Consider the following 15,012-nt stretch of genomic DNA (forward strand, 5'->3'; position numbering starts at 1 on the left):
TCTGTTATTCACAAACATAATTTGGATTTCTGATGTTAAATTTTAATAATATTTAAGATTTTAATCACGAAATCTCACGCGGAAACGTTAATATAAAACGCTGTGTTTTAGTTATTAACAGGCCAGACAACAGCTGATCCTGCGATTGGTCTAAACGGATTTTTTTTCCGTTTTTCTGTAAAAGATAGATGGGCTGCTTCTCGCTGTCGTAAGGCAGAAGTTTTCTTTTAATCTCATGCACGAGAAGATTACCGTTGTTAATTCCGAAAAAATCGTTGGTAGTTTTTATTTTTTCATTAATAAACTTAGCATCAAATGGCTGAGAAGAAATAATGGTTTTCGGTAAATTCCGTTCAATTACACATTTACAAAAATAGCTCAGGATAAAATCATCAGAATTTCGCCAGATTTTCATCGCCTGAATAATATCATTATCATCCAATTGTGTGAATCTGAAAATATCTTCATCCGTTGCTTCGTTATTTTCACGGTAAAGAAAATACCTCAAATTTTCTGTTGCAGGAAGATCAACACCCTGAGAAACGAGAAATTTAGCTCTTTCAAGAATTTTCACCAGGAGAAATTCTGCCAGTGCGGAAGTTTTGTGATAGTACACTTGCCAATACATAAACATTCTTGCGGTAAGAAAATTTTCTATTGAGTAAATCCCTTTTGCGTCGATAACCAATTCGCCTTCTTCACAAACATTCATCATCGAAACAATTCTTTCTGCATTGATGTTACCTTCAGAAACTCCTGTGAAAAAGCTGTCTCTTTTGAGATAATCCAAACGGTCGACATCCAGTTGCGAGCTGATGAGCTGATTGAAAAACTTTCTGTGGTATTTTCCCTGAAACATTTCCAAAGCAAGCGTTAATTCACCTTTAAACTCATCATTTAAACGGTTCATCAGCAGTAATGAAAGATTTTCGTGATGCCAGTCGTCCATCAGCATACTTTCCAAAGCGTGTGAAAACGGGCCGTGACCCACGTCATGCATTAAAATCGCCAGCATTGCGGCTTTTTCTTCTTCAACTGAAATAGAAATTCCTTTTTGCTTTAAAGTTTCCAAGGCAGTAAACATCAGATGCATTGCACCTAAAGCATGATGAAATCTTGTGTGTGTAGCTCCCGGAAATATTAAATTCAAAAGTCCCGTCTGCCCGATTCGTCTCAATCTCTGAAAATAAGGATGTTCTATAACATCAAAAAGAATTTCGTGGGGAATTTTTATAAAACCGTGAACGGGATCGTTGATGATTTTGAGCTTGTTGATGTTCATTTAGAAAGATGATTAATGCTACAAAATTAGATAAATTTAGTTTAACAGATTTTTAATTTTAATTGGGAAAAACTTTTGAAAATGTAAATCTACTTTTGAGGAATTAAAAAACTATTAATTGTAATGAAAAGATTTTTACTTCTTCTCGTGCTTGTTTTCGCAGGAACTCAACAAAATTTTGCTCAGGAAAAACTCTCAGAAACTCAAAAACTGGAAGCTTTGGCGAAAGTCTGGGGATTTTTGAAATATTATCATCCTGAAGTGGCTAAAGGCAGTTTTGACTGGGATAATGAACTGATCGAAAAGATCAACGCAGCTGAAAAAGCAGGTGACAAAGCTCAATTCAACAAAATGATTTCAGACTGGATTGACAGCCTGGGAAAAGTGGATGTCTGTAAAAAATGCAGCAAAAAAGATGATAAGAAATATTTCCTGAAAAATTTTGATTTAAGCTGGACAGATGACACCTGGATTTTCGACCAAAAAGTTATAGAAAAGTTAAATTTTATCGAGGAAAACAGAAACCAGGGAGATAACCACTACATCACAGTTGGCAGAAGTTCGGTGGCAAATTATAAGAATGAAAATACTTCGAATCCAGAATTTATATCCAAGGGAAACACCTTACTTGAACTTTTCAGATACTGGAATTTTGTAGAATATTTTTTTCCTTATAAATATCAAACCGACCAGAAATGGAGTGATGTTTTAACGGAAATGATTCCAAAATTTTCATCAGTAAAAAACACGCAGGAATTACACTTAAATGTCTTAGAACTTGTAACAAAAACAGATGACAGTCATTCTTATTTTTCAAGCAAGGAAACCAACTCTTTTTTCGGATTGAAAATGTTGCCGGTTCATTATAAATTTATTGACGGACAACTGATTATTGTTGAAATTGCCCGTGATTTTCATTCGCAGACACAGCTAAAGAAAAACGATATTATTTTAAAAATCAATAATCAAAAAGTTTCAGAGCTATTTAATCAGTCGAAAAAATATTTACCTGCATCCAACACATCTGTAAAAGAGCGGAATTTTGTTTATTATAAAATTCCTACCAGAAGCAATGATGAAAGTCTGAACGTACAGATTTTAAGAGACGGTAAAACAATTGATCTTGATGAAAAAACATATCCTTTTAACGATATCCGTTTTTCTCAAAACAAAAATAAACAGGAGTGGAAAATGCTTTCTGACCAAACAGCTTATGTTGATATGGGAATTCTTGAAAAAGACAATGTAGAAAAAATGTTTGCAGAAATTAAAGACAGCAAAGCCATTATTTTTGACATTAGAAATTATCCTAAGGGTACAATACCCAAAATATCATCCTATTTATTTACTAAAAGATTAGATGCAGTATCATTTACCTCTGCCAACTTTAATTATCCGGGAAAATATGATTATATGCAGACTGAAAAGTATGGACATAACAACAATTCATCTTACAAAGGAAAAATTGTCGTTTTAGTGAATGAAATCACACAAAGTCACGCAGAATACACAGCAATGATTCTTGATGCTTTAGAAAACACAACCATTATAGGATCGCAAACTTCCGGTGCAGACGGTAATATAAATGACTTTGAAATTCTTGGAAACCCAACTCGTTTTTCCTGCCTGGGCACTTTTTATCCGGACGGAACAGAAACTCAGAGAATCGGTATTGTTCCTGACATTATTATAAAACCAACAGGTGAAGGTATTAAAAATGATAAAGATGAAGTTCTGGAAAGGGCTTTAGAATTTATTGAGACCGGAAAATAAACTGAAAACTGGTATTTTCCGCTGTACTCATTTTATAAGAAATTGTGATAACTTTATGCAATTCTTAAGGATGTTTTGGCGTAATTTTGGGACTGATACCACAGTTCAAAAACTTTGAACTCTCAATTATAAACTTTGAATTTAATATATGTCAGATAAAATATTATGGATCGATGATGAAATAGATTTACTCAAACCTCATATCGTATTTTTAGAAAAAAAAGGCTACCAGGTGACGCCTGTAAACAATGTGAATGAGGCTTTGGAGCTGATGGATTCAGAGAAATTTGCGCTAACGCTTATTGACGAAAACATGCCGGGAATTTCCGGTCTGGAAGCAATTCCTATGATCAAGCTGAAAGACAGCAGTCTGAAAATCGTAATGGTAACCAAAAGTGAGGAAGAACACATCATGGAAGAAGCCATCGGATCGCAGATTGCAGATTATATTCTGAAACCTGTAAATCCGAATCAGATTTTGCTTTCTCTGAAGAAAAACCTTCAGGAGGATAATTTGGTAGAGCAAAAAACGATTTTACAGTATCAGCAGGAATTCAGAAATCTTTCGCTGGAACTTTCTTACCTGAGAACGTATCAGGACTGGGCGGAATACTATAAGAAAATCGTGAACTGGGAACTGAAATTTGATAAAGTTGCCGACAACGAATTTGCTGATTTGCTACAGTCTCAAAAAGAAGAAGCCAACATACAGTTTGCGAAATTTATCGAAAATAATTACGAAGACTGGTTGAACGACACCGAAAAACCGATGATGAGCCACACTTTATTTAAAGAAAAAGTGAAACCTGAGGTTGAAAAAGAAAAAGTACTTCTTCTGATGGTTGACAATTTGAGATATGACCAATGGAAAGTAATTGAACCTCTTTTTACTAAATTCTACAATAAAGTTTCGGAAGACTATTACTACAGCATTTTACCGACAGCGACTCAGTATGCGAGAAATTCATTTTTTGCAGGATTAATGCCTTCGGAAATTGAGAAAAGATTCCCGGATAAATGGTTTAATGATAATGAAGACGGTAATAAAAACGAGCACGAAAGAGAATTTCTGGAAGATCAAATGAAGAGAATTGGTTTGAGTTCAAAATCAATGAAATACCTGAAGATTTTGAATGCCGATTTTGAAAAGAAAATCTATGAAGATTTTAATCAGCATAAAAACAATGATCTATTGGTGATTGTGTACAACTTCATTGATATTCTATCACATGCAAAAACCGACAATCATATTGTGGATCAGTTAATCAGAGATGACAAAACTTTCAGATCTTTAACGTACAACTGGTTTGAAAATTCATCTTTAATTAAAATCATCAAACTGGCAGCCGAAAGTGGGTTTAAATTGGTGATTACAACAGATCACGGAACGGTTTATGTGAAAAAACCAAGCAGAGTTGTGGGCGACAGAGAAACGTCAACCAACATCAGATACAAAACCGGAAAGAGCCTAACCTATGAAAACAGTGATGTCTGGGCAGTTACGAATCCTGAAAAACTGTTTTTACCTAAAGGAAATTTAAGTTCGAAATATATTTTCGCGAAGAATAATATATTTTTAGCATATCCTAAAAATTACAATCACTTTGTAAATTATTACAAAGAAACATATCAGCACGGAGGAATTTCTCTGGAGGAATGTATTATTCCGATTAGTATTCTGGAGCCGAAATAGCGTATTACTGCTGGCTTTCGGCCGATTGCCTTTGGCTTATAATCTTGCGCAGATTTTACTTGAGTTTAGAAAATTTAATAATTAAAAATATTCAGGTCGGGGTGGAAAATAAAATTTTTCCGCCCCGACTTTTTTTGTGGATGCTGAAAGGCAAAATCGTTTTCCTTTTGTATTTTTGGAAAAAGAAAAATTTTGAGATTAATTACATACAACGTCAACGGCATCAGAGCCGCATTTACAAAGGATTTTTTAGGCTGGCTGAAAACAGCTGATCCGGATATCGTCTGTATTCAGGAAAGCAAAGCCGGAAACGATCAGATTGATATTGAAAGCCTTGAAAAGATTGGCTATAAAAGCTTCTGGCATTCAGCGCAGAAAAAAGGTTACAGCGGCGTGGGAATCGCATCTAAAACTCAACCGAAACATGTAGAATATGGTTGCGGAATTGAAAGCTATGACAATGAAGGCAGAGTGATAAGAGCCGATTTCGAAGATTTTTCTGTGATTTCAGTTTATGTTCCTTCCGCTTCAAATATTGAAAGGCTTGAATTTAAAATGCAGTTTTGTCACGATTTTTTGGCTTATATCAAAGAGCTTCGTAAAACTATTCCTAACCTCATTATTTCAGGTGATTTTAATATCTGTCATCACGCGATTGATATTCATAATCCGGTAGGTCTGAAGAACACTTCCGGCTTTCTGCCGATGGAAAGAGAGTGGATGACGGATTTTATTAACGAGTGCGAACTGATTGACAGTTTCAGGCAATTTAACAGTGAGCCCGACAATTATACGTGGTGGAGCTATCGACAGAACGCAAGAGCCAATAACAAAGGTTGGAGATTAGATTATAATTTTGCTTCATATCCGATGAAAGACAAACTTACCAGAGCCGTGATTTTAAAGGAAGCTGTGCATTCTGATCACTGCCCTGCGCTGTTAGAATTCAATATTTAAGATTTAAGATTCAAGGTTTAAAATTTAATATTCAAGGTTTAGATCTTAGATAATTAAACATGTCTCACAGACCATTCAATAAAAAAAGCCAGCTGAGTCAGCTGGCTTTACCTTTTTTTATGAGTCTATTCTTCTTCGACTTCTACAACTTCATATTCAATTGGAATTCTGCCGCTGGCAAGATTTCCGATTTCATCAAACGCTGCTTTAGAAAGGTCTAATGCTCTTGAAGAATGATAAGGACCTCTGTCGTTGATCTTTACAATTACTTCTTCTCCGTTGTTCAGATTGGTTACTTTTACCAAAGTTCCGAACGGAAGCGTTCTGTTTGCTGCGGTTAATTTGCTGTTATCAAATACTTCTCCGCTTGCTGTTTTTTTACCGTTAAATTTATCGTGGTAATACGACGCATAACTTGTTTTCTTTGCATCTGCAGTATTTTCCGTAAAAGAATAAACACCGAGAGCAGAAATCATCATTATGATTACAAGAATAAATCTTTTCATCATTTTGAAATTTTTTGGGTTAATGACTTGGCAAAAATAGAGTGCTGAAATAAAGTGACCTATTTTTTTTGTTAACAACTGTTAAAGAATCTAAAATGAAAAGTTAAATCAGGTCAAAAATCAACTCTTGAGAACGTTCGGAGCTAGATTGTTAAATTGAGTTAAAATTACGTTATAAATGTTAATTTAATTAACTGAGTATCGACAATAATCTTTAATACTAGCGAAAAATATGATTATTAATCAGTGTTTTAAGCTTTTTTGACCGTAAAAAAACCAATACTGAAAAGCATTGGTTTTGTATAATAAATTTTAATTTAATTCTAAACTAAATCTCCATAAAGGTCAAATTCTTCAGCTGAAGTAATTTTTACCTGAGCAAAATCCCCGATTGAAATGTATGTGTTTTCTGCAGAAACCAGAACGGTATTATCTACATCCGGAGAGTCAAATTCTGTTCTTCCAACGAAATAATTTCCTTCCTTACGGTCAAATACACATTTGAAAGTCATACCTATTTTCTCCTGATTTTTCTCCCATGAAATCTGCGACTGAAGTTCCATAATTTCTTCTACTCTCGCCTCCTTTACTTCCTGCGGAATATCATCTTCCAAAACATAAGCTCCTGTATTTTCTTCATGAGAATAAGTGAAACATCCTAAACGGTCGAATCTCTGCTCACGAACCCAAGATTTTAATTCCTGAAAAATTTCTTCAGTTTCTCCCGGATAACCTACGATTAAGGTAGTTCTGATCGCCATATCCGGCACTTTTTCTCTGAATTTGTCTAAAAGTGCATTGGTTTTTTCGTGGCTTGTCCCTCTTTTCATCGATTTCAAAAGCTCTGAATTGATGTGCTGTAAAGGAATATCGATGTAATTACAAACTTTAGGTTCTTCTCTGATGATATCCAAAACATCTTCTGGAAAACCGCTTGGAAATGCATAGTGAAGTCTGATCCATTCGATTCCTTCTACTTTCACGAGCTCTTTTAGAAGTTCGCCTAAAGCTCTCTTTTTGTAAATATCTAAACCGTAGTAAGTAAGATCCTGAGCGATAAGGATTAATTCTTTCGTACCTTTTTTGGCTAATTTTGAAGCTTCCAAAACCAGTTTTTCAATCGGTGTCGAAAGGTGTCCACCTCTCATCAACGGAATTGCACAAAACGAACAAGGTCTGTCGCAACCTTCTGAAATTTTAAGATATGCATAATGTTTTGGCGTTGTTGTTAATCTTTCTCCTACCAGCTCATGCTTGTAATCAGCTCCCAAATGCTTTAATAAAATCGGAAGATCTCTTGTCCCGAAATACTGGTCAACATCAGGAATTTCTCTGATCAGATCCGGCTTATATCTTTCTGAAAGGCAACCTGTAACAAAAACTTTTTCTACTTCGCCACGGTTTTTAGCTTCAACATAGTCTAAAATCGTGTTGATGGATTCTTCTTTAGCATTATCAATAAAACCACAAGTGTTGATTACCACAATGTCTCCACGGTCTTCATGTACCACTTCCTTTCCGTTTGCCTTAAGCTGACTCATCAGAACTTCTGAATCATAAACATTCTTGGAACACCCGAGAGTTACTACATTGATTTTTTTCTTACCTGTTGATTTTGTACGCATCTTTCTATTTTTCAGGGTGCAAAGATACAAAATTATAAAAAGCCCCAGCCATAAAAAGAAAACCACCTTAAAAAGATGGTTTTGAATATTTTATAAAAATAATAGTTAATAATTTTTTTCGCTGAATAACGGTGCAGTTTTGTCTTTCTCAGAAAGCACAGCTTCTTCAGTAGAAATTTTCCAGTCGATATCGAGTTCCGGATCGTCGAATTTTACGGCTCCTTCCGATTCTTTACTGTAAAAATTATCGCATTTGTATGAGAAAACTGCTGTTTCACTCAAAACAGAAAACCCATGACCAAAACCTCTCGGAACATATAACTGTAATTTATTTTCTGCCGTAAGCTCAATTCCGAACCATTTCCCGAAAGATGGCGAGTCTTCTCTCAAATCCACTGCAACATCCCAGACTTTTCCTTCAAGGCAGGAAACCAGTTTTGCCTGTGCGTGCTCGCCTTTCTGCAGATGCAGACCTCTTAAGACTCCGTAAGAAGACTTGGAAATATTGTCCTGTACAAAATGTCCGTTCATTCCTGTAAGCTCTTCAAATTTAGCCTCATTATATTTTTCAAAAAAATAACCGCGGTCATCTTCAAAAATGGTGGGTTCAATAATATAACAATCTTTAAGAGGCGTTTCTTTTATCTTCATTATGTTTAATTTAATGGCTGTTTAGTGTAAAAACAACTTTTATGGTTTTAAAAAATATTAAAAAATCTAATTTTAAATTGTAATTTTTGATGTAGTAGAGATCGTATTCAAGTTTTTTGAGATTTTCCTTTGGTGTTGCTTTTGGTAAATGCACCTGTGCCCAACCGCTGATTCCCGGTTTTACAAGATGTCTAAGGTCAAAATAAGCATTGTCCTTTATAGATTCTGTGACAAACTTTTCTCTTTCCGGTCTGGGGCCAATCAAACTCATGGAACCGTTGAGTACATTAAATATTTGTGGAAGCTCGTCTATTTTAGTTTTTCTGAGAAATTTTCCTACTTTTAAAAGACGATGATCATTTTTTGTGGTGAAAGTACCGTTGTGAAAGTTGGTCATTGTTCTCAGCTTAAAAATCTTAAACGGAACAGAATTTTTACCTACACGCACCTGAGAAAAGATAACATTTCCGGGAGAATTTACAAAAATCAATAAAGCACCAAACGCTATAAACGGCAAAGTTACTGGCAATAAAAGCAGACTGACAACGACGTCGAAAATACGCTTGAAGAAAATATCTTCTTCGTCTAAACCGATAGTGAAAACATTATCTGCAAGATATTCATTCGAAGAAAATTTAACTAATGGAATCCGTTTGCTAACAACTTCATAGAAATTTTGTGCATCATAAATCTTTACTCCTTTTATTTTAGATTCGATGATTTCGTTGGTCACTTTTTCGGAGATATGATTAACGTTTGTGGTGTCAATAATCACATTTTTGATTTTTAGTTTAACGATATAATCTGAAATGCTTCTGGTTTCAACATTGGTATCAAAAAAAATCACCTTATTGTCCTTCAGAAAATCTGTTTCTTTCATGATTTTGTAAGAAATGTCGCTGACGTTTACTATAAGATATCTTTTTGGAAAGTTGGTTAACTTAGAAACTTTCATTTTTTTGCTATAACAGAATACAATTCTTTATATTTATTATACATTACATCTACATTAAACTTGTCTTCAAATATATTTCTTGACTGTTCTGCAAATTTGTCATAAATATTTTGATTATTCAGCATAAAAGTAATGGTTTTTTGCATTTTGTGCAAATCATCATTCGCGGCAACTGCTCCGTTTCCGTCAATCAGTTCAGAAATGCCGCCCACATCTGATGCAACGATGGGTTTTGAAAAACACAATGCTTCTATCAGTGACATTGGAAGTCCCTCATAATTAGAAAATAACACAGCAATATCTGCATTTCTGTAATGCCTGAATGCATCTTTTTTCTCACCAAAAAGAATTACATTTTTCGGAATATTTTTTTCTGGAGTCTTATTGCCGATCCAAGCAAAAATCACATCTTGATCCAAAAATTTATCAGCAAGCTGACAGAAGATATCAAATCTTTTTGGAGGTGCCAGTCTAGCAATGCTTAATATTACTTTTGTATCCTCACTTTGTCTGAAATCTGCAAATAAATCTTCGTGTGTATCATCATTATCATGAGCAAAATCTTTTATTCCGTTTTGAATTTTGTGAATATTATTTACAATTCCTTCCGACTTCAGATTTTCAAGATCGTAATTACTCACTCCTACTATTGCCCTGCATCTCGATTTTAATATTTTCTCCAAAGGCAGAAACTTTCTGTAGCGGACTCTGATCGAATCGAAACCGTGAATAGTATAGATAATTTTTGATGAAGGAAAAACCAATCTGCCTAAAATCCCGATTTTTGAGGAATGAAGATGAACTACATCTGGTTTTAAACTTTTATAAATTGAATAAAGCTCTTTTAAAACAATAAAATCTGCTAAGCCTAATGAGTGTTTTAAACTTTTAATTTTAATCTGATAAACTTTCTCATGAAGCACATCCCACATTTCACCATGCTCTGAAGACGCTACAAAGACCTCATCGTTATCCTGTACAGATCTTTCTGTAAGGTTGATGACAACCGATTGTGCACCGCCAAGTTCGGCTAAAGTGATGACATGTAGAATTCTCATTCAGAATTATTCTCTGGGATTAATGTATTCGGTAAAATGCAGCTTCGGGAGTTTTACCTTATTTCGTTTTTCAATTAAAACGTATTCTTTTCCCAAAATATAGTACAACAAAAAAACAAAACTTGCCACAAAATACCGAAAGCAAAATTTTAAATAAACCCTGGAAAAAGGATTTTTTTTAATTAAGTAAATAATTCCAGGAAAACCCTGAAAATACTTTTTGTAATATTGGTTTCCTATTTCTCTGTAAAAAAAAAGCGGTTCGCCCATCGTTCTGAAAACATACTGACTTTTTGTGCGCATCCAAAGGTCTGAATCATCTACCCTCACAGCATTTTTGTCATAAGGATGATCTCTGAACCATAAAGTTTTTGCCATAACGGTGGGATGCATTACAGGACTTATATCTCCTAAAAAATTATTATCTACATTAAATCTTTTCCCTACAACATTCTCGTTTTCATCCATTGAATATAGATTGGTCGACAAGACATCAATTTCGGGATGATTTGAAAAAACAGCCAACTGTTTCTCAAGTTTTTGAGGATGCATGATATCATCATTATCCATTCTGCAAAGAAATTCTGTATTTACTTCATTTGCAATTTTGTTGAGACGTGTTGCAAGACCTAGGTTTTCACCATCAGCAAAAATTTTCACTCTGGAATCATGCGTATATTTTTGGGCAATTGCCATTGAAGAATCTTTGGAACCATCATCTACAAGCCACAATTCAAAATCATGAAAAGTCTGTGCAAGTACCGAAGTAATCGCTTTTTCCAAAAACCTTTCTGCATTGTAAACGGGTATTGCAACTGTAACTTTTGCCATTATTTTGGACTGTAATAGATTGAAAAGAAAACAAAAAGAAAGATCAGAAACGCAAGTGTTCCCATACTGAACTTTGCCGTTTTGTTAATACTGAACAAAGGTGCCAGCAAAAACGGAATCGTAATCCAGGACATCATTCCCCAACGGTCTGAAAACGGAATCTGAAACATCAGAAAAAATACCGAACTCATGACCATGTAGTATTTTAGCAAAATCTCGTAGCTTTCGTTTTCGTAATATAATATTTTAGCGTTAATAAAAGTAAAAATACCTAAGAATAATGTGCTAAATATAGCAAACTGAGTTTTAAAACCAACTTCATACCCCAGACCATTCTCATTATTGATGTAAAAATCTGCTCTCTGGCTGTCTACCAAAAAAAAGTAACTGAGCAAAGGCCCGAATGATAAAACACTTCCTCCAACAGCAGAAATAATCAGAACTAAAAAATATAAAGCATAATAATATGCTATTTTGAGCTTTTTAAAAAGGACTACGAGGCCGAAGACAAAAAGAACAATGATGGTTGTAATATGAAAACCTACCCCTAAAATTATGGGGATGATCCAGTACTTATATTTAGTTGGATTCTTAAAATACAGACTTACTGCCAAAAGAAAAAATACCAGCGAAACACCCTGACGTACAATGTTGATGCCTAATTGCTCAAAGAAATAAAAGCTTACAAAACTGAACGAAACCAAAAATATATTCAAATCAGTTCTTTTTGACAATACCAAAATTGAAGAAAAAATCAGTCCTGTAAAAATTAAACTCAGCACCAACAGAAAAATATGGTAATTATCTGTAAACTGGCTTACCACAACAATGAGCAAATCAAATACAAACTGAAAACCGAAATCTATTTTGTCGTGATATTCAAACTGTACTCTAACAATATCGGTGTCTGAACCCACATCCAGATTCCTCAGACCAAAAAGAAGGGCAACCACAAAAAACAATGCCAACGCAAAAACAGTTGAAATCGAATTGTAGTGTTTCTTTTTGATATCAACATACATGGAGAAAATAATCGCCACAACAGCAAAAACAAGGTAAATGGCGTAAAATTTCAGTTTAAACTCCTCCATCAGACTATAAAATCAAAAATATTATGACCGTCTGAACCACGATTTTACTGCACCAAAAAATCCGGTTTCTACATCATGATTATATCCATAACCCTTCTGATTTCCGTATCCGAAGTTCTGAGCTTTCACGTCATTGAGTACGATATTTACCTTATTGAGCTTGTTTTCATCAGCTGCATGATCTGCATATTCTATAAAACTCTTTTCCGTTTTTTCTGAACGCATAATGTAAAGGCTCACATCTGCAAGTTTTGCGATGATGTAGGTATCCGTAACAGGCATCAACGGTGCAGAATCAATCAGAATATAATCGTACAACTCCTTCGCGTTATCAATTAAAATCTTATATCTACCATTGTCTAAAAGTTCGACGGGATTGGGCGGAATAATTCCGGAATAAATAAAATCACAGTGCTCATTCATCTGACTCGGATGAATAATCTCCCTGATATCTGAAACTGTTCCGTACAGAAACTCTGTAAGTCCTTTGGCAGATTTCATTTCCGGCCTATACCTCTGCAATTGCGGATTTCTGATATCTGAACCAATCAGCAACACCTTTCTGCCTTTTTTAGCCAAACTCAAAGCGAGATTCATGGAAACCAGAGTTTTCCCTTCCCCTTTTACACTTGAAGTGATGAGGATAACATGATTTTTTTGGTCTAAAGGCAACTGAAGATTAATATTGGTAGCCAGAATTCTGAAAGATTCAGCCAGTTCCGAAACGTCATTCTGCTGAATTAGATTATTCTTTTGAGATTTAAGATGCGGAATTTCTGCCACGAAAGGAAGTGAGGTAAATTTTTCGATACTTTTCTTGTCGGAAATTTTCGTATTAAAAAAATTTCTGAGAAAAATAATTAAAAAGGGAATTCCGAAACCTAATAACAGAGCTGTGCCTAAAGAAATCATTTTTCGTGGTGCGACAGGCTTCTTCTTTTTATAGGCTACGTCTAAAACTCTTGCTTTATTGGAAGACATTGCAAGCATAATTGCTGTTTCTTCTCGCTTTTTCAGCAAAACAAGGTAAAGTTCTTCTTTAATCTGCTGTTGTCTTTCTATATTTCTGAAAAGACGCTCCTGAGCGGGCACTTTTCTCATCCCTGTATTCGATTTACCTTCCAAGGATGAAATACTGTTGATCATCGACTGAATGCTGGACCTGTTTTTATCCAGACTTTCTTTGATGGCGGTTCTCTGTTTCCTGATCTCGTCGTTCAGCGTTTTCACCATCGGATGTTCTGAGGTGGAGTTTTCCAGAAGTCTGTTTCGCTGCAAAACCAGTTGATTGTATGCAGAAATATTGCCTGAAGATTCAGAATCCTGATCTTCTCCAATCTTATTGGTAGGAAGTATTTCATTAAAACCTTTGCTGTTAATGTATCCGGAATACATATTATTAATTTCCAGCTGAGTATAAAGCTCCAGTTTTTTCTTTTCAGCTTCGGCATTGGTCTGCAGTTCCAAACCGGCCTGCGCACCGATATCGACAAGATCATTTGCAGTTTTGAAATCCTGTTTCTGCTTTTCCACATCACCAAGCTCGCGGGAGATCAGTGTAACACGGTCATCAATAAATTGTTTCGTCTTTTCAGATTCTGTATTTTTTTCATCGATGGCTTCAAGGTTGTACTGTACCACCAGAGTATTGAGAATATCTTTTGCTTTTGCAATATTGGGATGCTGCACGGATAGATCGATTACCGTTGCATCTTTATTGCTCAGTTTTACTTTTAAAAGTTCCTGTAATCCATCAATTAAGCTGACTTTATCTGTGTATGTAAAATATAACTGATTGACATTCAGGTTTTTTACCAAAACAGGATTGAATGATTCATTTTTCAGAAACATCAGATTAGCGTAAGGCAGACTAACCGTTTTATTAAACTGCGTTTTTAACGGAGCTGAAAACTCCTCTGAATTCAGCGTGATTTCATTTCCTTTGATGCTGATGTCAACCCGTTTTTTTGGAAGTTCTGAAAAAGGTTTTTCATTGATCACCTGAATTTTGACCGGCGATTCTGCTTTGTAAAGTTCTACATCGTGAAAATCTCCTTCTACGAAAACAGGGCACTGCAATGGCAATTCCTCAGCCAGCTGACCCAGCAGTTTTTTGGAAGCCAAAACCTCCATTTCGTTTTCAACGGTATTTGAGTTAAAACCGGATAAACCAGCCAATCCCTCCATTCCTGGAATAGCATCTGCCGGATTACCCGATTTTTTAGCATCTTTAATCAAAATTTTAGTGACAACTTCGTAGACGGGAGCTGTTTTTTTAATGTAAAAAAGAGCTAATAAAATCATCAGCAAAATACTGACAGCGAACCAATACCATTTTCGTTTGTACGGTTTTATAATTTCCAGCAAAGAGTCTTCTTTATTAAATTCAGTCTTCAAATTTTCCCCATTTATTTAGGTCAACGAATATAGAGATTTTGAGGGTAATATAAAAATGAGTCCAGGCGGAATTGTATTATGAGCAACATTTTAGAATATTTTTGCAATTCCATCAGAACTAAGCCACGTTTTAAATCAAATTCATAATTTATAAATTGAGAAAGAATTTTTGAACTTTAATAAAAATCAGAAT

12 protein-coding genes are annotated in these 15,012 nt (G+C 34.9%); 3 read left to right on the plus strand and 9 right to left on the minus strand.

Going from position 1 to position 15,012, the window contains the following annotated elements:
* Nucleotides 1–64: 64 nt before the first annotated feature.
* Entirely contained in the window at nucleotides 65–1,282 is a 1,218-nt protein-coding gene (locus IC610_RS07225; protein WP_191735885.1) for an HD domain-containing protein, read from the minus strand.
* 123 nt (nucleotides 1,283–1,405) lie between these two features.
* On the opposite strand from IC610_RS07225, the gene IC610_RS07230 reads away from it, so the two are divergent.
* The 3 genes from IC610_RS07230 to IC610_RS07240 all read left to right on the plus strand — a co-directional run bounded on the left by IC610_RS07230 (nucleotide 1,406) and on the right by IC610_RS07240 (nucleotide 5,705).
* Nucleotides 1,406–3,055, plus strand: coding sequence for a S41 family peptidase (locus IC610_RS07230; protein ID WP_191735886.1), 1,650 nt, complete (start codon nucleotides 1,406–1,408; stop codon nucleotides 3,053–3,055).
* A gap of 148 nt (nucleotides 3,056–3,203) precedes the next feature.
* Nucleotides 3,204–4,748: a T9SS response regulator signal transducer PorX gene (porX, locus tag IC610_RS07235; protein WP_191735887.1), complete on the plus strand. Its 1,545-nt coding sequence runs from the start codon at nucleotides 3,204–3,206 to the stop codon at nucleotides 4,746–4,748.
* A gap of 192 nt (nucleotides 4,749–4,940) precedes the next feature.
* Nucleotides 4,941–5,705 carry an exodeoxyribonuclease III gene (locus IC610_RS07240; protein ID WP_191735888.1) on the plus strand — a complete coding sequence of 255 codons (765 nt, stop codon included), beginning with the start codon at nucleotides 4,941–4,943 and terminating at the stop codon, nucleotides 5,703–5,705.
* Nucleotides 5,706–5,830: 125 nt separating this feature from the next.
* Here the strand turns inward: IC610_RS07240 and IC610_RS07245 are convergent, their stop codons facing one another.
* From IC610_RS07245 to IC610_RS07280, 8 genes are all read right to left on the minus strand, one after another.
* Nucleotides 5,831–6,214 (minus strand): septal ring lytic transglycosylase RlpA family protein, encoded by a 384-nt coding sequence (locus tag IC610_RS07245; RefSeq protein WP_056081742.1) that lies wholly within the window; start codon nucleotides 6,212–6,214, stop codon nucleotides 5,831–5,833.
* 320 nt (nucleotides 6,215–6,534) lie between these two features.
* Nucleotides 6,535–7,836 (minus strand): 30S ribosomal protein S12 methylthiotransferase RimO, encoded by a 1,302-nt coding sequence (rimO, locus tag IC610_RS07250; protein WP_191735889.1) that lies wholly within the window; start codon nucleotides 7,834–7,836, stop codon nucleotides 6,535–6,537.
* A gap of 105 nt (nucleotides 7,837–7,941) precedes the next feature.
* The gene (rfbC, locus tag IC610_RS07255) at nucleotides 7,942–8,487 is read right to left on the minus strand and encodes a dTDP-4-dehydrorhamnose 3,5-epimerase (protein WP_191735890.1); all 546 of its coding nucleotides are present in this window, start codon (nucleotides 8,485–8,487) and stop codon (nucleotides 7,942–7,944) included.
* Between the two features lie 10 nt (nucleotides 8,488–8,497).
* Entirely contained in the window at nucleotides 8,498–9,442 is a 945-nt protein-coding gene (locus IC610_RS07260) for a sugar transferase (RefSeq protein ID WP_191735891.1), read from the minus strand.
* Nucleotides 9,439–10,500 (minus strand): glycosyltransferase, encoded by a 1,062-nt coding sequence (locus IC610_RS07265; RefSeq protein ID WP_191735892.1) that lies wholly within the window; start codon nucleotides 10,498–10,500, stop codon nucleotides 9,439–9,441. Before IC610_RS07265 ends, IC610_RS07260 begins: the two co-directional genes overlap by 4 nt.
* 6 nt (nucleotides 10,501–10,506) lie before the next feature.
* A complete protein-coding gene (locus IC610_RS07270; RefSeq protein ID WP_191735894.1) occupies nucleotides 10,507–11,331 on the minus strand; it encodes a glycosyltransferase family 2 protein in 825 nt (274 codons plus the stop codon).
* Complete coding sequence (locus IC610_RS07275; protein WP_191735896.1) at nucleotides 11,331–12,422, minus strand: EpsG family protein; 1,092 nt, start codon at nucleotides 12,420–12,422, stop codon at nucleotides 11,331–11,333. The genes IC610_RS07270 and IC610_RS07275 overlap by 1 nt, the downstream gene beginning before the upstream one ends.
* A 21-nt stretch (nucleotides 12,423–12,443) precedes the next feature.
* Nucleotides 12,444–14,819 (minus strand): GumC family protein, encoded by a 2,376-nt coding sequence (locus IC610_RS07280; protein ID WP_191735898.1) that lies wholly within the window; start codon nucleotides 14,817–14,819, stop codon nucleotides 12,444–12,446.
* Nucleotides 14,820–15,012 lie beyond the last annotated feature (193 nt).

This window comes from Chryseobacterium caseinilyticum, from assembly GCF_014837145.1.
In the GTDB taxonomy this organism is placed as follows: Bacteria; Bacteroidota; Bacteroidia; order Flavobacteriales; family Weeksellaceae; genus Chryseobacterium; species Chryseobacterium caseinilyticum.

Coding starts and splice junctions, on each gene's coding strand:
- IC610_RS07225 (WP_191735885.1), bottom strand. CDS start 1,282: ATGAACATCAACAAGCTCAAAATCATCAACGATCCCGTTCACGGTTTT.
- IC610_RS07230 (WP_191735886.1), top strand. CDS start 1,406: ATGAAAAGATTTTTACTTCTTCTCGTGCTTGTTTTCGCAGGAACTCAA.
- porX (WP_191735887.1), top strand. CDS start 3,204: ATGTCAGATAAAATATTATGGATCGATGATGAAATAGATTTACTCAAA.
- IC610_RS07245 (WP_056081742.1), bottom strand. CDS start 6,214: ATGATGAAAAGATTTATTCTTGTAATCATAATGATGATTTCTGCTCTC.
- rimO (WP_191735889.1), bottom strand. CDS start 7,836: ATGCGTACAAAATCAACAGGTAAGAAAAAAATCAATGTAGTAACTCTC.
- rfbC (WP_191735890.1), bottom strand. CDS start 8,487: ATGAAGATAAAAGAAACGCCTCTTAAAGATTGTTATATTATTGAACCC.
- IC610_RS07260 (WP_191735891.1), bottom strand. CDS start 9,442: ATGAAAGTTTCTAAGTTAACCAACTTTCCAAAAAGATATCTTATAGTA.
- IC610_RS07265 (WP_191735892.1), bottom strand. CDS start 10,500: ATGAGAATTCTACATGTCATCACTTTAGCCGAACTTGGCGGTGCACAA.
- IC610_RS07270 (WP_191735894.1), bottom strand. CDS start 11,331: ATGGCAAAAGTTACAGTTGCAATACCCGTTTACAATGCAGAAAGGTTT.
- IC610_RS07275 (WP_191735896.1), bottom strand. CDS start 12,422: ATGGAGGAGTTTAAACTGAAATTTTACGCCATTTACCTTGTTTTTGCT.